This window comes from Terracoccus sp. 273MFTsu3.1, assembly GCF_000383675.1.
Classification (GTDB): Bacteria; Actinomycetota; Actinomycetes; order Actinomycetales; family Dermatophilaceae; genus Terrabacter.
The window spans coordinates 133,201-152,103 of sequence record NZ_KB911825.1 but is presented as its reverse complement, the minus strand read 5'-3'; the positions used below and the strand labels follow the sequence as shown (position 1 = coordinate 152,103).

The 18,903-nt window shown below is 73.3% G+C and carries 16 protein-coding genes; 7 read left to right on the top strand and 9 right to left on the bottom strand.

Annotation, left to right across the window (positions count from 1 at the left end):
* Positions 1-110 precede the first annotated feature (110 nt).
* Together H283_RS0117540 and H283_RS0117535 are read right to left on the bottom strand one after the other, a co-directional pair.
* Positions 111-2,447 carry a heavy metal translocating P-type ATPase gene (locus H283_RS0117540; RefSeq protein ID WP_020144836.1) on the bottom strand — a complete coding sequence of 779 codons (2,337 nt, stop codon included), beginning with the start codon at positions 2,445-2,447 and terminating at the stop codon, positions 111-113.
* Positions 2,448-2,554: 107 nt separating this feature from the next.
* A complete protein-coding gene (locus tag H283_RS0117535) occupies positions 2,555-3,376 on the bottom strand; it encodes a PIG-L deacetylase family protein (RefSeq protein ID WP_020144835.1) in 822 nt (273 codons plus the stop codon).
* A gap of 35 nt (positions 3,377-3,411) precedes the next feature.
* Between H283_RS0117535 and H283_RS0117530 the strand changes: the two genes are divergently transcribed.
* The 4 genes from H283_RS0117530 to H283_RS0117515 are packed head-to-tail and all read left to right on the top strand — an operon-like array spanning position 3,412 to position 5,894.
* Entirely contained in the window at positions 3,412-4,536 is a 1,125-nt protein-coding gene (locus H283_RS0117530) for a glycosyltransferase (protein ID WP_020144834.1), read from the top strand.
* Positions 4,533-5,243 (top strand): NUDIX hydrolase, encoded by a 711-nt coding sequence (locus tag H283_RS0117525; RefSeq protein WP_020144833.1) that lies wholly within the window; start codon positions 4,533-4,535, stop codon positions 5,241-5,243. Before H283_RS0117530 ends, H283_RS0117525 begins: the two co-directional genes overlap by 4 nt.
* 51 nt (positions 5,244-5,294) lie before the next feature.
* Positions 5,295-5,648: a hypothetical protein gene (locus tag H283_RS0117520; protein WP_028785695.1), complete on the top strand. Its 354-nt coding sequence runs from the start codon at positions 5,295-5,297 to the stop codon at positions 5,646-5,648.
* A 30-nt stretch (positions 5,649-5,678) separates the two neighbouring features.
* A complete protein-coding gene (locus H283_RS0117515) occupies positions 5,679-5,894 on the top strand; it encodes a hypothetical protein (protein ID WP_020144831.1) in 216 nt (71 codons plus the stop codon).
* Positions 5,895-5,917: 23 nt separating this feature from the next.
* Here H283_RS0117515 and H283_RS0117510 read toward each other — a convergent pair whose 3' ends face one another.
* The 5 genes from H283_RS0117510 to H283_RS0117490 form a co-directional block, all read right to left on the bottom strand.
* Positions 5,918-7,585: an RNA polymerase sigma factor gene (locus tag H283_RS0117510; RefSeq protein ID WP_020144830.1), complete on the bottom strand. Its 1,668-nt coding sequence runs from the start codon at positions 7,583-7,585 to the stop codon at positions 5,918-5,920.
* Between the two features lie 134 nt (positions 7,586-7,719).
* Positions 7,720-9,291: an amidohydrolase gene (locus H283_RS0117505; protein WP_020144829.1), complete on the bottom strand. Its 1,572-nt coding sequence runs from the start codon at positions 9,289-9,291 to the stop codon at positions 7,720-7,722.
* Positions 9,288-10,271: a quinone oxidoreductase gene (locus H283_RS0117500; protein WP_020144828.1), complete on the bottom strand. Its 984-nt coding sequence runs from the start codon at positions 10,269-10,271 to the stop codon at positions 9,288-9,290. The genes H283_RS0117505 and H283_RS0117500 overlap by 4 nt, the downstream gene beginning before the upstream one ends.
* 10 nt (positions 10,272-10,281) lie before the next feature.
* On the bottom strand, positions 10,282-11,763 hold the full coding sequence (locus tag H283_RS25620; RefSeq protein ID WP_156023284.1) for a wax ester/triacylglycerol synthase family O-acyltransferase: 1,482 nt from the start codon (positions 11,761-11,763) through the stop codon (positions 10,282-10,284).
* A complete protein-coding gene (locus H283_RS0117490; RefSeq protein ID WP_020144826.1) occupies positions 11,764-12,252 on the bottom strand; it encodes a GNAT family N-acetyltransferase in 489 nt (162 codons plus the stop codon).
* A gap of 79 nt (positions 12,253-12,331) precedes the next feature.
* On the opposite strand from H283_RS0117490, the gene pcrA reads away from it, so the two are divergent.
* Positions 12,332-14,821, top strand: coding sequence for a DNA helicase PcrA (gene pcrA, locus H283_RS0117485; RefSeq protein WP_020144825.1), 2,490 nt, complete (start codon positions 12,332-12,334; stop codon positions 14,819-14,821).
* A 197-nt stretch (positions 14,822-15,018) separates the two neighbouring features.
* Here pcrA and H283_RS0117480 read toward each other — a convergent pair whose 3' ends face one another.
* Positions 15,019-15,855 carry a M23 family metallopeptidase gene (locus tag H283_RS0117480; protein WP_020144824.1) on the bottom strand — a complete coding sequence of 279 codons (837 nt, stop codon included), beginning with the start codon at positions 15,853-15,855 and terminating at the stop codon, positions 15,019-15,021.
* A 212-nt stretch (positions 15,856-16,067) separates the two neighbouring features.
* Positions 16,068-17,060, bottom strand: coding sequence for an alpha/beta fold hydrolase (locus tag H283_RS0117475; protein WP_231372317.1), 993 nt, complete (start codon positions 17,058-17,060; stop codon positions 16,068-16,070).
* A 79-nt stretch (positions 17,061-17,139) separates the two neighbouring features.
* Here H283_RS0117475 and H283_RS0117470 point away from each other — a divergent pair, with 79 nt between their 5' ends.
* Together H283_RS0117470 and H283_RS0117465 are read left to right on the top strand one after the other, a co-directional pair.
* Positions 17,140-17,616 carry a cobalamin-dependent protein gene (locus H283_RS0117470; protein WP_020144822.1) on the top strand — a complete coding sequence of 159 codons (477 nt, stop codon included), beginning with the start codon at positions 17,140-17,142 and terminating at the stop codon, positions 17,614-17,616.
* A gap of 229 nt (positions 17,617-17,845) precedes the next feature.
* The gene (locus tag H283_RS0117465) at positions 17,846-18,799 is read left to right on the top strand and encodes a type IV toxin-antitoxin system AbiEi family antitoxin domain-containing protein (protein ID WP_020144821.1); all 954 of its coding nucleotides are present in this window, start codon (positions 17,846-17,848) and stop codon (positions 18,797-18,799) included.
* The last annotated feature ends 104 nt before the right edge of the window (positions 18,800-18,903 follow it).

The following is an 18,903-nucleotide window of genomic DNA, read 5'->3' as shown; positions in this document are numbered from 1 at the left end:
CTGCCGCGCAGTGCGGCACGACCAGTATGGCGTGGTCGGCGGGACCGCACGGACGGCCCCCGCCCGGGCACACGGCATACGCCGTCGGCATCGTGAGGGGGCCCGTCCCGTCAGCCGGGTGCACGGTGACGACCGACGCGTCGGGCGGGCGCGGAGACGAGGGGCCCCGCTGGGACGAGCGCGAAGGCGCCCTCCTCCTCCTGGCTGTTGTGGAGGCGGCACACGGCGTACAGGCCGTAGAGCAGCCGCCTCAGCTCGGTGACGTCCTCGGGGGCGACGGAGCCGGCCTCGATCCCGTCGAGCAGCCGGCGCAGCCGCGACACCTGGTGCTCGATCTCCGCGTGCGTCCGCCGCATGGTCGTCGTGGCCGGCCCCCCGAGTGCCCGGGCCACGAGGGGCATGAGCTCCGCCTCGTCGTCGCGCTCGTGGGGGAGCAGCTCGGCCTCGAGCCGGTCGAGGAGCGCTCGCACGGGGGCGAGGTCGCACGCGTGGGTGTGCAGACCGTCGGCGACGGCCCGGACCTGCTCGACGGCGGCGATGGCGATGTCGTGCCCCTCGCGCAGGCGACGCGCCGTGGCGACGTCCTCGGCCGACATGGGGATGCTGTGCAGCGGGGTCGGGAGCAGGGCACGCAGGGCGATGCCGATCGCGAGGACGTCGATGCCCTCCTGGAGCACTGCGCCCGCCGCCGGCGCCAGGAGGCCGGCCGCTGCGGCGACCATGGCGACGAGCGAGAGACCCATCCCGACCACGACGGCCTCCAGCGCGACCCGGCGGGACCGGCGCGCGATGAGGATGGCGTCCGCGACGGCGTCGACCCGGTCGACCGTGAGCACGACGTCGGCGGCCTCCGACGACGCCGTCGCGCCACGGGCGGCGAGGGCGACCCCGACCCCGGCGGCCGCGAGGGCGGGCGCGTCGTTGACGCCGTCGCCGACCATGATGGTGCGCGCGGTGGCCGACTCGTCGCGGATGGCCGCGAGCTTGTCGGCGGGGTCGCGGTCGGCGAGGACGGCGTCCACGCCGACGATCCGGCCGACCGTCTCGGCGATGTCGGCGCGGTCACCGGAGAGCAGGACGGTCCGCCGGATCCCGGCCTCGCGCAGGGCCGAGACCATGCGCGGAGCATCCGCCCGCACGGGGTCCTCGAGCAGGAACGCTCCGGCCGGCAGGCCGTCCAGGGCGACGAAGACCGTGAGGCACCCGTCGAGCGCGGCCCGGCGGCGCACCTGGCGCAGCCACGCCGGGTCGGCACCGACGATCCACCGGGCCTTGCCGAGACGGACCGTCGTCGTGCCGACCCGGCCCTCGAGGCCGTAGCCGTGCACCTCGTGGACGGCCGTCGGGAGCACGAGGTCGAGGTGGCGGGCCCGAGCAGCCCCGACGAGGGCGCTCGCGAGCGGGTGGGGCGAGACCTGGTCGAGCGAGGCCGCGAGGCGCAGCACGTCCGCGGCGGGCGGGGCTCCCGGGGCGACGACGACGGCCGTGAGCTCGGGCCGCCCGTGGGTGAGGGTCCCGGTCTTGTCGAAGAGCACGACCTCAGCAGCCGCGAGGGCCTCCAGGGCCGCGCCGCCCTTGACGACGACACCGATCCGCGAGGCCCGGGACAGGCCCGACATGATCGCCACCGGAGCGGCGAGCAGGAGCGGGCACGGGGTGGCCACGACGAGCACCGCGACGGCTCGCAGCGGGGACCCGGCCAGGGCCCAGGCCGCGCCCGCCAGCGCGAGGGTCAGCGGGACGAAGAGCACGGCGAAGCGGTCCGCCGTGCGGACGAAGGGGGCCGAGGTCGCCTGCGCCTGCTCGACGAGTCGCACGACGTTCGCGTAGGTCGACTCGGAGGCCGACGTGGTGGCCACGATGTCGACCGGAGAGCCGGCGTCGACGACCCCGCTGCGCACGTCGTCCCCGCTCGGCCGCTCGACGGGCATCGGCTCGCCGGTCAGCGCCGACTCGTCGAACGTGCCGGCCTCGAGCAGCCGGCCGTCGACCGGCACGACCTCGCCCGTGCCGACGACGAGCACGTCACCCGGGGACACCTGCTCCACCGGTATGCGGTCCACGCGGGAGCCCGTGCGCCGCCGGGCCGTCCGCGGTGTGCGCTCGACGAGCAGGCGCAGCTCACGGTCGGCGCGGGCCGCCGCCCGGGCCTCGAGCAGACGGCCGCTCGCGAGCATCAGGGTGACCACGGCTCCCGCGAACTCCTCCCCGACCCAGAGCGCACCCGCCAGGGCCAGGACGGCGATGACGTCGACCGTGGCGCGGCGCTCGGCGACCGACCGCACCGTCCAGAGGACCGAGAGTGCGAGCCCGAGCACGGTGGCGGCCACCCAGAGCGCGCGGGACAGCTCCTCCCTCCCCGACAGGGCGGCGAGCGCGCCGCCGGCCAGCAGGGCGGCCGACGCGACGAAGAAGACCGCCGGGGAGCGGCCGCGCCACCAGGTCACACCTCCATGGTCCGCCGCCCGCGACCCCACAGCGCGCGTTCGGGACGGGCGTCACACCGTCCGGGCCCCGTCTGCGGGGCGCACCCGTCGAGAGGCCGGGAGGTGGGTCAGGCGACGCCGTCGAAGACGTCGCGGCGGATCGGGTCACCGGGGCGAGCCGAGCGGTCGACGAACCACTCGCGGCCGAAGACGAGGTCGTAGAGGGGGCGCGGGATCCGCAGGAAGGCGGCCAGGGTGCGGTCGGCGCCGCCGTCGGCGCTGGCCTGCGAGGCGTGGGCGCGCATCGAGGCGCGCTTGGCCGCGATGTGCCGGCGGACGCTGATCCGGTGGGTGATCTCGCTGCGCGCCGAGAAGGCGCGGTCGAAGCTCGACCGGTCGAACTCCGGCGGGAAGCGGTAGACCTTCGCCGCGAGGTCGATGGCGCGGCAGATCGTGTCGCGGGGGACCGTCGCCTCGAGCACCTTCGGGGTGCCCGCGAGCGCGGCGGCACGGGTGCCGACGACGTGGACCTGCTTGTGGTCCGGGTGCCCGTAGCCGCCGTTGGGCTCGTAGTGGAGCAGGACGTCGACGCGCTCCTCGCGGAGGATCGCGGCGAGGCGCTGGGCCGCCTCCTCGACGTCGACGCGGACGAAGCGCGTCGCGCCCGGCGGGTCGGGCGCCACCTCCGGACCGAGGCCGCTGTCGGCGTAGCCGAGGTGCTCGACGCGGGCGACGCCGAGGGCCCGGGCGCTCGCGCGCAGCTCGTCCATCCGGGTCGCGGCGAGCGTCCCGTCCCCGGTGAAGTCGGTGGAGGCCAGGCCGAGCTCGCCGTCCGTCGCGACGACGACGACGACCCGGTGGCCCTCCGCGGCGGCGCGCGCCATGGTCCCCGAGGTCAGCAGGGCCTCGTCGTCGGGGTGCGCGTGGAAGGCGAGGAGCGTGTGCGGCACAGTCACCCATCTTGGCCCATGGCACAGTGTCTTCCGTGAAGGTGGCGCTCCTGTCCGACTGTTACCTGCCCCGACTGGGCGGGATCGAGGTCCAGACGCACGACCTCGCGCAGCACCTGCAGGCCGCCGGCCACGAGGTCGAGGTCTTCACGGCGACTCGCGGTGCTGGAGGTGAGATGCACGGCGCCGTCACGGTCGTCGACGGCGTGCCGGTGCACCGGCTCGCGGCCCGCATGCCGTGGGAGCTGCCGATCAACCCGTTCGCCCCGGCCGAGCTGCGCCGACGGCTCGTGGCCGGGGGTTTCGACGTGGCCCACGTGCAGACCGGTGTCGTCTCGCCCTTCGCGTGGGACTGCACGCGGGTCACCGTCGGCCTGGGACTGCCGACCGCGATGACGTGGCACTGCATGCTCGCCGGGATGGCGCCGGTCTTCGACGCGGCCCGCTTCGTGCGGCGCTGGGCCGCGCGAGGGGTCGCGATGTCAGCGGTGTCCGACGTCGCCGCCGAGCCGCTGCGTCGGCTCGTCGGATCGGACGCGGCGGTGGGAGTGCTGCCGAACGGCATCGACGTGGCGCGCTGGGCCGTCGGTCCCGTCACGCGCCGACCGGGCCCGCTCCGACTCGTGACCGCGATGCGCCTCGCCGCGCGCAAGCGTCCCGCGGCGCTCGTCGAGCTCGTCGCCGAGGCCGAGCGGGTGGCCGGTCCGGGCTCGGTGACGCTGACCGTGCTGGGGGAGGGGCCCGACCGGCGCAAGGTCGAGGCCCTCGTGCGCGATCGCGGGCTCGACTGGGTGTCGCTGCCGGGGCGGGTGTCGCGCGACGAGCTGCGAGAGAGGTATGCCGCCGCCGACGTCTACCTGTCGCCGGCCCGTCTCGAGTCGTTCGGGATCGCAGCCCTCGAGGCGCGGACGGTGGGCCTGCCGGTCATCGGGCGATCCGGTTCAGGGGTGGGCGAGTTCGTCACCGACGGGGTGAACGGCCTTGTCGTGTCGAGCGACTCGGAGATGTCCGGTGCGATCGCCCGACTGGCCGCGAACGTCGGGGAGGTCGACCGCCTGCGACGGTGGAATGTCGAGCACCCGCCCGACCAGGAGTGGTCGCGTGTCGCGGCGCTCGCCGTGTCGGAGTACGAGCGGGCCGTCGGGCTGGTGCGGCGATGAGGACCAACGTGCCGGGTGGGCTCCGCGTCGTGGGGGTCCGGGGCGACGGCACGCGGGTCGCCGATGCCCGACTGGGTCACGGCGAGCACCCCGACGTCGTGCTCGGCGCGGCAGGCTGGCTCGTCGAGTCCCCGGTCTTCGCGACGGTGGTGGACGACGGGGTGCTCGAGGTCGGGTACCGCGTGCGCGAGCTGGACGGCATACGCCCTCGGGCCGAGGCGGTGTCTCGGGACGCTGGGGTCGGCGACGACGAGGTGGGCGAGCCCTACCAGCGGGTCGCGGCGTACGCCGTCGTGACGAGCGGACGCGGCCTGCTGCTGACGCAGTTCAACACCCAGACCCACGTGTCCGGGGACTGGGGGCTGCCCGGCGGTGGCCTCGACGACGGTGAGTCGCCCGTCGAGGGTGTCCACCGGGAGGTGTGGGAGGAGACGGGGCAGCGCATCGAGCTCGGCGAGCTGCTCACGGTCCAGTCGCAGCACTGGGTGGGGCGTGCGCCGTCGGGTGTGCTCGAAGACTTCCACGCCGTCCGGATCGTCTATGCCGCAACGTGTCCCGTGCCCACCGACATCGTCATCCACGACGTCGGGGGCACGACGTCCGACGCACGATGGGTGCCGTACGACCGGATCGGCGACTATCGCCTGACGTCCTCGTGGCGGCGGCTGGCCGCCCTGCACGAGCTGGCGGGTGAGCCGGGGTCCTAGCCGGGGAGGGGCGCGCTCGCACGACGTACGACGCTCCGTAGGATGTCGGCCATGGACCTCGTCTACAACCTCCTCGTCGCCCTCCACCTGCTCGGCATGGCCGCGGTCGTCGGAGGCTGGATCGCCGTCCGCAGCGGCCGCACCGTCATCGCTCCGATCGTGTGGGGTGCCCGTGCACAGCTCGTCACCGGCCTCGCGCTCGTCGGCATCGCCTCGGCGATCAAGGACGACGACCACACGGTCAACAACACGAAGATCGCCGTCAAGCTCGTCATCGCGCTCGTCGTGCTCGTCGCCGCCGAGATCGGCGCCGCCCGCGGCCGCAAGGGTCAGGACACCGGCAACCTGCTCGACATCGCTGGCGGTGCCGCGGTCGTCAACGTGCTCGTCGCCGCCCTCTGGTGACCGGGGCCCCGCACCCGGAGGGTTGCTGAGATGCGTTGGAGCGCAGGCGTTCTCGCTGGTCTGCTCATCGGCCTCGTCTGGCTGACGGTGGGACTCGTGCTCGTGGTCGTCGGGCGTCGACGTGCCGTCGAGTCCCGCGCCGAGGGCGCAGGCAACATGGCAGTCATCGGCTGGTTCCTGCTCGCCGTCGGTGGCTTGACGTGGTTCGCCACGCTGCTGCTGGCCGTCGTGCCCGGTGGTGCCTGAGCCCCACGTGGTCCCGCGGCGCTCTAGCCCACGGTGAAACGTGCGCCGAGCGCGATGACCGGCGGCACGTCGCTCGAGGTGAGGAACTGCGACACCCGCCGCACGACACCGGTCTCGACGTTCCACGCCATGATCCACGTCCCGCTGGGAGCCTCCGACACGTAGACGAGGTCGCCGTGCACGGTCCAGCCCAACACGGAGCAGCAGTCCACCGCCCGCGGCTGCTCCTCCCCGAAGACGAGCATGCGGTCGCGGCCCAGGCTGTTCGTCGCGACGATGACCTGTCGAGGGCTCACCGCCTCCACGTCCCGAGCAGCGCCCGCGGCGAGTCTGAACGCTGAGGCGAACTGCCTTGCGTCGGAGACGGTCTCGCCCACCGGTGCGATCCTCGGCCAGCCGACGCTTCGCGGGCGCGTGCCCACGTCGGGGGCGTGCTCGTCGAGGAGGGTGTGGCCGCCCTCGACCCGGAACTCACGCGCGCCCGGCCGTCGCGGCGGCTGTGGCGCGGGTGGGCTCGACGAGAGGCCAGGCGACCACAGCCCGTCGGCCGAGCCGGCCAGGAGATGGTTTCCTCGCCAGGCCGCCCACTCGAGCGTGCGGGACGGGACGGCGACGGAGTGCACCTGACGGGTGTCAACGTCGAAGACGACGACCTTGCCGGGCTGGGCGAAGGCGAGCGACGTCTTGTCGCCCGAGAACGCCCAGATGCCGAGCGGCGGGCGGATCTGCCCCGAGGCGGTGCGGACGTCCGTCAGCACGACGGTGTCGAGCGTGAGCAGCTCACCGTCGCCGTAGAGGAGCACGGGCACCCAGCGCCCGGGTGCACGCCGCTCGAGGTAGACGGCGTCGCCGAAGGCACCCAGGCCGGTGGGGCGCGGTCCGCTCGCCAGGTGATGCTGCCGGCCGGGGTCGATGACGGCGGGCATTCCCACGTCGAGCACCGGCTGGTCGGCCTCGGCGCCGGCCGGCGGGGCGACGACGTATCTCAGGCCTCCGGAGGTGGTGTGCCAGACGGCCTGCTGGAGCAGTGGCACCTGCGTGAGGCTGACGGGCGACGATGTCGAGGCGGGGGTGATGACGGGGTCGCGGCCGCCGAGGGCCGCGCCTCCGACGACGAGCGCGGCCGCCGCGAAGGCCGTGACGGCACGGCGTCGCGTCGTCGCCCGGCGCAGCAGCGCGTCGTGCCACGCGCGCTCCGCCAGGTCGACCGCGCGGACACCGGCGACCGCGGTCTCCAGGGTCGCGGTGACCGCGTCGTCCGTCAGCGGAAGGGGTGCCCCCGACGCGAGCGCCGCGCGCGCTCGACGCTCGGCCCGGCGCACCTTCTCGGGCGAGAGTCCGACGACCTCGGCCGTGTCGTCCACCGACCGGCCCTCGTACCGGCGCAGCACGAGAACGGTCCGTTCGCGGGGCGTCAGGTCACGCAGAGGCGGTGGCAGCCCGCTCGGGATGCGGCCGGCGTGCACGTCGTCCTCGGCGGCGCCCACGGCCGAGTGCAGCACGCGCGTCCGGACGTACGCGTCGGGGTCGCCCTGACGCACGTGGTGCCAGTGCAGGGCGACGCTCGTGAGGGCCGAGAGGACGACCTGCTCGGCCCGCTCCGGGTCCCCGCCGACGAGGCAGGCGGCGCGGTGCAGTCGCAGCTGCCGTGCTCGCGCCCACGCGGCGAAGTCAACGTCGATCTCGCGCATCCGTCCTCCTCCTCCAAGGATGGACGCCTGGCGACTCCCAGGACAGGGGATGCCAGGGGCCGCCCCGGAGGCGGTGCCTCAGGGGCCGCCCCCGAGGCCGTGGCTCAGGCGCGGCCAGTCCCTGCCGGCGGGTGTCAGCTGCGCTCGTGGACCAGCTCGCCACCCACCCGTGTCTGCAGCACCACGGTGTCGCGGATCTCGGCGGGCGCCGACTCCTCGAGCGCCCACAGGTCACGGTCGACCGCGACGAGGTCGGCGAGCTGGCCCGGCACGAGGCGGCCCACGTCGGTGCGCCCGACCGACTCGTGGGCGGCGACCGTGAAGGCGTGCACGGCTTCGGTCAGGGTGACCCGCTCCTCGGGGCGCCAGCCGCCGAGCGGCTGTCCGTCGGCCCGTTGCCTCGTGACGGCGGCGTGCAGGCCGTGGAACGGGTTCGGGTCCTCGACCGGCGCGTCCGATCCGAACGCCACGTGCACCCCGGCGTCGAGGAAGCTGCGCCACGCGTACGAGGCGAGCCGCCGCGGGCCGATGATCTCGTCGGCGAGCTCGAGGTCCGCCGTGCAGTGGCTGGGCTGCATCGAGGCCACGACGTCGAGCGCCCGGAAGCGCGGGATGTCGACGGGCCGCACGTGCTGCGCGTGCTCGATGCGCAGGATCCGCTCCAGCCCCTCGGCCCGCACCGCCTCGAAGGTGTCGAGGACGAGTCGGTTGGCCTCGTCGCCGATGGCGTGCGTGACGACGTCGAGACCGGCACGGGCGGCGGTCAACGTGCGCTCCAGCAGCGTCTCGTAGGGCATCGCGGCGATGCCGCAGCCCTCGTGGCCGATGAACGGTTCGGTCATGTGGGCGGTGTGCGATCCGAGCGCACCGTCGCTGAAGAACTTGACCGGCCCGACCCGGAAGACGTCGTCACCCTGGCCCGAGCGTCGCCCCTCGGCGATCGCGAGCTCGAGGTCGGGGTCGCGCGTGCACTTCGTGACCCGCAACCGCAGGGCGCCGTCCGCGTGCAGCTCGGCGTAGGCGGCGCGCGCCGCCTCGCCGTCGATGTCGGTGATGCTCGTGAGTCCGACGGAGAGGAGCCAGTCCTGGCACCGCTCGAGCCACGGCCGCAGTGGTGACTCCTCGTGCGGGATGACGGCGAGCAGCTCCTGCGCGGACTCGCGCAGGATCCCGGTGGGCTCGCCCGTGGCGTCGCGCACGATCTCACCGCCGACCGGGTCGGGGGTGTCCCGCGTGATGCCGGCCCGTTGCAGCGCAAGGGAGTTGGCCCAGATCGTGTGCCCGTCGACGCTCGACAGCGCGGCGACGCGGTCTCCGGAGACCGTGTCGAGGGCGTGCCGATCGGGCTGCTCCGGGACGGCCCAGCGGTTGTGGTTCCAGCGTCCGCTGTGCAGCACCTCGCCCTCGGGCAGCGTCTCGGCGTGCGCCCGGACGAGCTCGAGCGTCTCCTCGAGCGACCGTGCCTCGCGCAGGTCGACGGACGACAGGTCGCGTGCGAGCCATTCCGTGTGGATGTGGGCGTCGTGCAGGCCGGGCATGACGAGCGCCCCCGGGAGGTCGACGGTGTCGGTGTCCGCACCCGCCGCCTCGACGGCGTCGCCACCGACCGCGACGACGCGGCCGTCCTCGACGAGCAGCGCGGTCGTCCAGGGGACACCCGCGTCGCCGGTCCAGATGCGGTCGTGCCGGAAGAGCGTGCGGCTCATGCGGTGGGCACCAGGATGAGCTTGCCCGTCGTGCGTCGACCCTCGAGGGCCTCGTAGGCCGCCGCCGCCTCGGTCATCGGGTAGCGCCCGCCGACGTCGATCTTCAGCGAGCCGTCGGCCACCGCGCCGAGCACCTCGCCGGCCCGCCACTCGTACTCGTCGCGCTCGGCGACGTAGTGCGCCAGCGTCGGACGCGTCAGGAAGAGGGACCCGCCGCTGTTGAGGCGCTGGATGTCGAAGGGGGGCACCTGCCCGCTGGCCCCACCGAAGAGGACCATCGTCCCCCGCGGACGCAGCGAGGCGAGCGACGCGTCGAACGTCGACTTCCCGACACCGTCGTAGGCCACGTCGACCCCGCGTCCGGCAGCCGTGCGGACCGCGGCGGCCAGGTCGTCGACGGTCGAGTAGTTGATGAGGTGCTGGGCACCGAGCGCCTCGGCGATCGCGAGCTTCTCGTCGGAGCCGGCCGTCGCGACCACGGTGCCGCCGCGGGCCGTCACCATCTGCACGAGGAGCTGCCCGACGCCACCAGCCGCGGCGTGCACCAAGGCGACGGTGCCCGGCCCGACGGCATACGTGCTCGTGACGAGGTAGTGGGCCGTGAGCCCCTGGAGCATGGTGGCGGCCGCGACCTCGAGGTCGACGCCGTCCGGGACGGGGACGAGGAGGAGGGCCGGCTTGTTGACGAGCGTGGACTGGCTCCCGGACGACTGGCACCAGGCCACCCGGTCACCGACGGCGAGGTCGGTCACGCCGGGGCCGACCGCGGTCACGGTGCCGGCACCCTCCTCGCCGAGGACGAACGGGGTCGGCACGGGGTAGACGCCCTGGCGCTTGTAGACGTCGATGAAGTTGACGCCCGCGGCGGCCACCTCGACCTGGACCTCACCGTCGGAGGGGGCGGGGACCTCGTGGTCGCGGACCTGCAGGACGCTGCGGTCGCCGGGCTCGGAGACGAAGACGCTGGTCGCTCGGTTCATGCTCGCCACCCTACGACTGCGCCGGCCTCCTCCTCGGCCCGGTGGGCCCGGTGCGCCCGGTGCGCCCCGTGGGTCCGGCGGACCCCGCTTCGCCGATGCGCACGAGCAGGGCGAGCTCGTCCTCGAGTGCCGCGAGGAGCGACTCGGGGTCGGGGACGACGGACTCGTCGGCCATGATCCCGATGCGGACGGCGTCGGCGTACGTGACGATGCAGAAGCCGAGCGTGTGTCGCCCCGACCCGGGCACCCACCCGAGCACGCCCGTCACGGGGACGCCGCCGAGGTAGCGGACCTCGCGGGGCCCTGCGACATTGGTCGTCACGCCGATCGCCTTGTCCGCGAAGAAGTCCACGAGCCGGCGTTCCAGCTCGGCGGGGAAGCGGCCGATGACGGAGATGAGGGCGAAGGTGAGCGCCGCCTCGGGCGACGCCTTGAGCCAGTCCATCCGAGCCTTCGACAGGACGAGGCGCCCGAGGGGCGTGGCGTCGCGGCTCGGGAAGCGCAGGAAGACGAGCGCGAAGCGGTTGCCGAGCTCGCGCGGGAGCGGCTCGTCGAGCGGTCGGACGTTGACCGGCACCATCGTCACGAGGTCGACCGGCTCTCGGCCACGCCCGTCCTGGTAGGTGTGCAGGGCGCCGGCGACGGCGCTCAGCAGCACGTCGTTGAGCGTCGCGCCGACGAGGCGCCCGGCCTGCTTGAGCCCGGGAAGGGGCAGCGGCTGGGTCCACACGAGACGCTTGCGGTGCCCGGGGACGCCGCCGACGGCGCTCCTGGGGTTCGTCGTCAGGAGGAGGTCGGTAACGACCTGTCCGGTACGGAGGGCGAGCCCGGCGGCATCTGTCACGGCAGCGCGGGCGCCCTTGGAGCGCAGGCGATCCCAGCCCGTGCGCGTCGTGGCCCGGGCGAGCCTCAGACCAGACGCGACAGCCCCAGCGCTCGACGGCGCCCCGAGGGGGAGGGTCGCGAGGTCGGTCGTCGCCGGCGGGCCGACGAGGTCGCCGGGCCGCCCGTCGGCGTCCTCCGTGAGACCGAGCAGCACCCGGGTCAGGGCGATGCCGTCTGCGAGCGCGTGGTGGATGCGGAAGACGAGGGCGGCGCCCGCTCCGTGGCCGTCGACGAGGTGGACCTCCCAGAGCGGGCGCGAACGGTCGAAGGGCCGCGGCAGGTGCTCCTCGACGTATGCCTGCAGCTCGGCGTCCGCCTCGGCCGCGGTCCCCTCGCCGGAGAGGGTCACCCGCGTCACGTGCCGGGTCAGGTCGAAGTCGGGGTCGTCCTCCCAGCGGTGGCCGGACAGCCCCCGGGGTCGCCGCGCGCGCTGGCTGAAGACGGGGTACGGCTCGATGATCCGCTCGCGGACCACGTCGAGCACGCGGTCCCAGTCGGGCCGCGACTCCAGGAGGACGACCGAGACGATGACCATGAGGTTGGTCGGGCGGTCCATGTTGAGCCAGAGGACGTCGGCCGACCCCATCGGCCGCGGCGGGCGTGCCACCTACGGGCCCGCCAGTCGCGAGAGCGCGTCGCCGTCGAGACGGAAGGTCGTCCAGTCGTCGAGCGAGCGGGCGCCGTGGGCGCGGTAGAAGTCGATGGACGGCGTGTTCCAGTCGAGCACCGACCACTCGAGGCGTGTCCAGCCGCGCTCGACGCAGATGGCGGCGAGGCGCGAGAGCAGGGCCGTGCCGAGCCCGTGGCCGCGCTGCTCGGGGTCGACGAAGAGGTCCTCGAGCCAGATCCCGGCCCGGCCGGTCCACGTCGAGAAGCTCCGGAACCAGATCGCCATGGCGACGACCGTGCCCTCCCGCACCCCCACGAGGGCGTATGCGGTGGGGTCGCCCTGCGAGGGGAAGAGGGCCTCGCGGAACTGCTCGGGTGTCGCCGTCGCGGAGTCCGGCTCCTTCTCGTAGGCCGCGAGCCCCTGCACGAGGCGGATGAGGTCGGGGACGTCGTCGGCCGAGGCCTCACGGATCTGGAAGTCGCTCACGCCGCCATCCTCTCCCGACCCGCGCGGCTGTGCGTCGTGGTCCGGCGCTGTGGGTGGTTCGACGTAGGCTTGGTCGATCATGAGCACGCTCTTCGACGACCTCCCCATCCCCGGTTTCGAGCACGGTCAGGGCGCGCCCTCCGGCGGGTCCGGGCGTCCCGGGCGCGGCGCAGACGTCACCGAGCAGGGCGTCCCCACCTGGGCCGAGGCCGCCGCCCGCGGCGGTGTCGAGACCGCACCGCAGGGACGCGCCGACCTCGACCCGACGGTGCTGCTCGAGGGCCTCAACCCGCAGCAGCGCGAAGCCGTCGTCCACGAGGGCACCCCGCTGCTCATCGTGGCCGGTGCCGGGTCGGGAAAGACCCGCGTGCTGACCCACCGCATCGCGTGGCTGCTCGGCGAGCGCGGTGCCCAGCCGGGGCAGATCCTCGCCATCACCTTCACCAACAAGGCGGCGGCCGAGATGCGTGAGCGGGTCGCCGCGCTCGTCGGGCCCCGCGCCCGTGCCATGTGGGTCATGACCTTCCACTCGGCCTGCGTGCGCATCCTGCGCCGCGAGGCGGCCAAGGTGGGCATGAAGTCGACGTTCTCGATCTACGACGCCGCCGACAGCCAGCGCCTCATGAGCCTCGTCCTTCGCGGCCTCGACCTCGACCCGAAGCGCTACCCGCCGCGGGGCTTCTCGGCGCAGGTCAGCAACCTCAAGAACGACCTCATCGACGAGGAGACCTACGCCGGTCAGGTCACCGAGGGCAACCACTACGAGCGCACCGTCTCCGACGCCTACACGCAGTACCAGCGCCGCCTCCGTCAGGCCAACGCCCTCGACTTCGACGACATCATCATGATGACGGTCAACGTCCTGCAGGCCTTTCCCGACGTCGCGGAGTACTACCGCCGCCGGTTCAGGCACGTGCTCGTCGACGAGTACCAGGACACCAACCAGGCGCAGTACCAGCTCATCAAGGAGCTCGTCGGCGAGGTCAACGGTCCCGAGGGCGCGTACGCCGTGCCGCCGGCCGAGCTGTGCGTCGTCGGCGACTCCGACCAGTCGATCTACGCGTTCCGCGGAGCGACGATCCGCAACATCCTCGAGTTCGAGAACGACTACCCCGACGCGCGCACCATCCTGCTCGAGCAGAACTACCGCTCGACCCAGCGCATCCTGCGGGCTGCCAACTCCGTCATCGCCCGCAACGAGGAGCGTCGCGCCAAGAACCTCTGGACCGACTCCGGCGACGGCGCGATGATCACCGGCTACGTCGGTGACAACGAGCACGACGAGGCCGCCTTCGTGGCCAAGGAGATCGACGACCTCGCCGACCAGGGCGTCAAGCCGGGCGACGTCGCCGTCTTCTACCGCACGAACGCCCAGAGCCGTGCCATCGAGGAGGTGCTCGTGCGGGTCGGCCTGCCCTACAAGGTGGTCGGCGGCACGCGCTTCTACGAGCGCCGCGAGGTCAAGGACGCGCTGGCCTACCTCCGGGTCGTCTCCAACCCGACCGACACCGTCAACCTGCGCCGTATCCTCAACACTCCCAAGCGTGGCATCGGTGACCGGGCCGAGGCGTGCGTCGCCGCCCTCGCCGAGCGCGAGCGCATCCCGTTCGTCGCGGCGCTCGGTCGGGCCGAGGACGCACCGGGCATCGCGACGCGCTCGGTCGCGGCGATCCAGGGTTTCACGGCGCTGCTCGAGAAGCTCCGCACCTCCTACGAGGCGGACGACAGCGTCGCCGCGCTGCTCGAGATGACGCTCGAGGAGAGCGGCTACCTCGCCGAGCTGCGCGCGAGCCACGACCCGCAGGACGAGACCCGCGTCGAGAACCTCGCCGAGCTCGTGGCCGTCGCGCAGGAGTACGACGACCGCCGCGCCACCGAGCTCGAGGAGTCGGGCGGCGAGCTGCAGCCCGGCGTCGAGCCCGAGGACGTCGGTCCCGCAGGCGCGCTCGAGGAGTTCCTCGAGCAGGTCTCGCTCGTCGCCGACGCCGACGAGATCCCCGACGAGCCCGAGGCCAAGGCACAGGGCGTCGTCACGCTCATGACGCTCCACACGGCCAAGGGCCTCGAGTTCCCCGTCGTCTTCCTCACCGGGATGGAGGACGGCACCTTCCCGCACATGCGCGCCCTCGGCGATCCCAAGGAGCTCGAGGAGGAGCGCCGTCTGGCCTACGTCGGCATCACCCGTGCACGCGAGCGGCTCTACCTCTCGCGTGCGGCCGTCCGCTCCGCCTGGGGGGCGCCGCAGTACAACCCACCGTCGCGCTTCCTCGACGAGATCCCGGGCGACCTGCTCGACTGGCAGCGGCTCGGCCCGTCGTTCAGCGGGGCCCGCGGCTCCGACCGTCCGGCCGTGGCGACGCTCGCGGCCCGGCCGGGCGTCCGCAGCGCCGGCAAGCGTCCGGTCATCGCGCTCCAGTCGGGCGACCGCGTCAGCCACGACTCCTTCGGCCTCGGCACCGTCGTGCGCGTCGAGGGCGACGGCGACAAGTCGATGGCGCACGTCGACTTCGGCGCCGAGACCGGCACGAAGCGCCTGCTCCTGCGCTACGCCCCGCTCGTCAAGCTCTGAGCCCAGCGACCCGGAGCGGGCCCTGACCTGCGGTCACGACCGAAGGCGTATGCCGTCTGCCCGGGTCCCAGCGTCAGCCGGGTTCCGTTGCGGCACAGTGGCATACGGCATACCCGGTCGGCTACGGCCGTGGGTCTGCGGACGCGACGAGGCCCGTCCCCCGGAAGGGACGGGCCTCGTGACGTGGACGGCCTCGGTCAGAGGTTGACGCCGTGCGCGGCGAGCCAGGTGCGAGGTGCAACGGCCGACCCGTCGTCGGGGTGGATCTCGAGGTGCACGTGCGGGCCCGTCGAGTTGCCGGTGCTGCCGCTGTAGGCGACGCGCTGGCCGGGGGAGACCTCGTCGCCGACGGACACGAGCAGGCGGCTGTTGTGCGCCATCCACGAGACGGTGCCGTCCCAGTAGCGGATCTTGACCATGTTGCCGTAGCCCTCGTTGGACCAGCCGGCGAAGACGACGGTGCCGCTCGAGAGGGCCCGGACCGTGCTGCCCGTGGGGCACGCGAGGTCCTGCGCCGGGTGCATCTTGCCCCAGCGGAAGCCGAAGCCGGAGGTGAGGGTGTAGCCGGCGACGGGGGAGACCCAGCGGTGGGCCATGGCGATCGCACGCTCGCGGGCGGCGGCCTTGGCCTTCGCGGCGGCGACGGCCTTCGCCTTCTCCGCGGCGGCCTTGGCGGCCGCGGCCTTGTCTGCAGCGGCCTGGGCCTGCGTGGCGGTCTGCGCGGCGGAGGCGGTCGCGCTGACGATGAGCGTCTTGGCGTCGCGGGCCATGTCACGCGAGGAGCGGGCGCCGGACCGGCTCGCGGCAGCGGCTGCGACGACGTCGGGGTCCGCGGTGAGCCCGAGACCTGCGACCGAGTTGGAGACGTTCTTCATGGCAGCCGCCTCGGGGCTCAGCTCGCTCGCGCCGGCGTCGCGGATGACGAGGCCACCGGCGATGGTCGAGGAGAGCAGAGCGACGGGGACGACGAACTGTCGACCCCGTGAAGGCTTGGCTGCCGGCCTGTGCCGGCCGGAGTAACTGGTTTTGGGCACGAAAGAGATACCTATCGGTCACAGATTGCGAGTCGCCAGCCTAACGTGACCATTTCGTTATCCAAAATCACGCCACGTTTCTGGACGTCCCGGCGTCGCGGTGGAGGGTCGCGACTGCGCACGACACTAGGGCATGCCGAGACCCTGGTGCGGGATTTGCACAGGAGGATCTGCGCGAATTGTCGGCCCCTCGTGACTGGGGGTCGGCCGGGTCAGCGCGAGGGCGCGACGCGACCCGCGGTGCCACTCCGACGGGTCGTCGACGTGCTGCTGCGCCGGCTCCCCAGTGAGCTGACCCCGGGGGTGACGGTCGCCCCCGAGGTGTCGAGGTGGGCGAGGGCCGTGGAGATCCCGTGCACGACGCTGCTCGTGATCGGCAGGCTCATGTGGCCGACGCCGTGCAGGGCGACGTTGTGGACCGTGAGGTCGTCGTGGTGGAGGGCGGCGTTGCGCTGGGGCACGACGACCTGGTCGAGGTCGGACCAGTAGACGAGGAACCGGGTCTGGCACTCCTTGACCGGCGCGGCGAGCTCGTCCATGAGGGCGCTGCCCGGGCGCAGCTGACGGGTCAGCCCGTTGTTCCACGTGTAGGCGAGGTAGCTGCCCTGGTGCGGGGTGCCGAGCGTGACGAGCGTGTGCACGTGCTGGTCGCCGCCGAGCCGGGTCACGTAGTAGCGGGCGATGAGGCCGCCCATCGAGTGGCCGATGACGTGGATCCGCTCGTAGCCGGTCTCCTCGACGATGCGCTCGACCTCGGCGCCGAGGGCGGCCGCAGCAGCACGGACGTCGCCGGTGAAGATCGAGTAGTTGATCGTCTCGATGCGCCCGAAGCCGCGGCGGACGAGGCCGCGCCGCAGGACGGTGAAGATCGAGCGGTTGTCGACCATGCCGTGCACGAGGAGGATCGGCGTCTCGGCCGCCTCGACGTTCTGGATCGCGAGTCCCCGCTGGCTCGGTGGCAGGTGACCGAGGCGGTAGCCCTGGCGGCGGTCGCTGGCGCGCGATCCGAGCAGTCCGAGCGGGTAGAGCCCGAGGTGCAGCCCCATCCACGTCGCCTCGAGGGCCGCGCCCGCGATCCCGGTCGGGGTCAGGAGCGCACCCGCCAGCTCCCCGACGGTCGCCACGAAGCCCCGAGGGCCCGCCGCGGCACCCTTCGGGGTGTCGGCCTGTCGCGGCGTCGTCGCCGCCCGTGCTGCCACTGCCACGACCCGAACGTACCCCGACCGGTGGGCGATGCATCACTATTGCGCGTCGCGTCTCGCGGGGCTGGCTAGAGTGCCCGGCATGAGCGAGTCCCTGGGCGCCGACGCCGTTGCCGTGACCGACGACGAGACCGCGAGCGCGACCGGAGCGGGTGCGGCGTCGACCGACGTCATCCGCGTCGTCGTGGCCAAGCCGGGTCTGGACGGCCACGACCGGGGCGCCAAGGTCGTGGCCCGGGCGCTGCGCGACGCGGGCATGGAGGTCATCTACACCGGTCTGCACCAGACTCCCGAGCAGATCGTCGAGGCGGCCATCCAGGAGGACGCCGACGTCGTCGGGCTCTCCGTCCTCTCGGGCGCCCACATGACCCTCTTCGCGCGCGTCGTCGAGCTCCTCGCCGAACGCGACGCGAGCGACATCGTCGTCTTCGGCGGCGGGATCATCCCCGAGGACGACATCCCCGAGCTCGAGAAGCTCGGGGTGGCCAAGGTGTTCACGCCGGGCGCGACGACGATGGAGATCGTCGGCTGGGTCCGCGAGCACGTCCACGCCGCCTGACCCACCCGACCACCCCGCGCACCCCCCGCGCGGGCCCGACGTTTCGCGCGCTCGACGCCCGAGCGCGCGAAATCTGACACGAGCGCGCTGAATTCTGCGCGCCTGATGCCTGTTTCGCGCGCCCGGGCCGTCCCGGCCACTGTCCACACCCCACCGACCCTAGGCCTCGTCGTCCACAGCGGGCAGACGCCGCCTGCGCGCCACCACCTCGAGCGGACAGCCTGCGAGGGTGAACCTCGAGCTCATCGCCAGACACGGAGTCTTCAGCGCACGAGAAGCCCTGCGCGCCGGCATCGACGGACGGGCCCTGGCCCTGCTGTGCCGCCGCTCGACGTGCACGCGGCTCACCCATGGGTGGTATGCCGTGGGCGTCCCCGCGAGCGAGCGTGACCGTCACAGGCTCAGGGCCATCGCGCTGTCCCGAGCCTACGAAGGGGCGGCCGTGGTGAGTCACTCGTCGGCGCTCGTCGTGCTCGGGCTGCCACTGCACCGCGTCGGCCTCGATGTCGTACACCTGACTCGCGTGCGGCCGGCCGACGCCGAGCCGCCCAAACCTTGGAGTGGTCAGTCGCGCCGTCGGTCCGGGCTCCTGCTCCACCGCGAGCAGGAGGGAGTCCCCTGGAGCGGTGTCGAGCCGGATGGTTCCCACGGGGAGACGGTCCCACTGGCACCTGTCGCGCACGCCGTCGTCGGTAGTGGGCTCGTGGGTGACCCCACGGGAGCCCTCGTGGCTGCCGACGCCGCCCTCGCCCGAGGTCTGCTGACGACCGAGTCGCTGTCCGGAGCCCTCGCCGACTTCGAGGGCCACCGGGGGGTGGGCCCCGTGCGCGCCGCGCTCCGGTGTGCGGACGCCCGTCACGAGTCTCCGGGTGAGTCCCTCACGGCCTTCGTGCTGCGTGGGCTCGGCCACGAGGTCGAGCCGCAGTTCACGGTGGTGACCGAGGGCAAGACCTACCGGGCCGACTTCCGGATCGCCGGCACCCGCGTCCTCGTCGAGTTCGACGGCAGGGTGAAGTACGCCTCCGGCGCCGGCGCCGTCCTCTTCGACGAGAAGCGTCGGGAGGACGCGCTGCGCCGGTCCGGGTGGGTCGTGGTTCGGCTCACCTGGTCCGAGCTCGCGCGGCCGGGGCTCGTGCAAGGGCGCGTCCTCGAGGCCCTACGCCTGGCAGCCGTCGCCGCCTGAGAGGGCGCACGTCGTCAGCACCGCCACCAAAGCGCGTGACTCACCCGGCATACTTCCGGATCGCGCGCTCACACCAGAAGCGCGCGATCCGCCGACCGGGCGCG

Excerpts from the sequence above, each read along its gene's own strand:
- H283_RS0117525 (WP_020144833.1), top strand. The coding sequence starts at position 4,533 with ATGAGGACCAACGTGCCGGGTGGGCTCCGCGTCGTGGGGGTCCGGGGC.
- H283_RS0117520 (WP_028785695.1), top strand. The coding sequence starts at position 5,295 with ATGGACCTCGTCTACAACCTCCTCGTCGCCCTCCACCTGCTCGGCATG.
- H283_RS0117515 (WP_020144831.1), top strand. The coding sequence starts at position 5,679 with ATGCGTTGGAGCGCAGGCGTTCTCGCTGGTCTGCTCATCGGCCTCGTC.
- H283_RS0117510 (WP_020144830.1), bottom strand. The coding sequence starts at position 7,585 with ATGCGCGAGATCGACGTTGACTTCGCCGCGTGGGCGCGAGCACGGCAG.
- H283_RS0117505 (WP_020144829.1), bottom strand. The coding sequence starts at position 9,291 with ATGAGCCGCACGCTCTTCCGGCACGACCGCATCTGGACCGGCGACGCG.
- H283_RS0117500 (WP_020144828.1), bottom strand. The coding sequence starts at position 10,271 with ATGAACCGAGCGACCAGCGTCTTCGTCTCCGAGCCCGGCGACCGCAGC.
- pcrA (WP_020144825.1), top strand. The coding sequence starts at position 12,332 with ATGAGCACGCTCTTCGACGACCTCCCCATCCCCGGTTTCGAGCACGGT.
- H283_RS0117470 (WP_020144822.1), top strand. The coding sequence starts at position 17,140 with ATGAGCGAGTCCCTGGGCGCCGACGCCGTTGCCGTGACCGACGACGAG.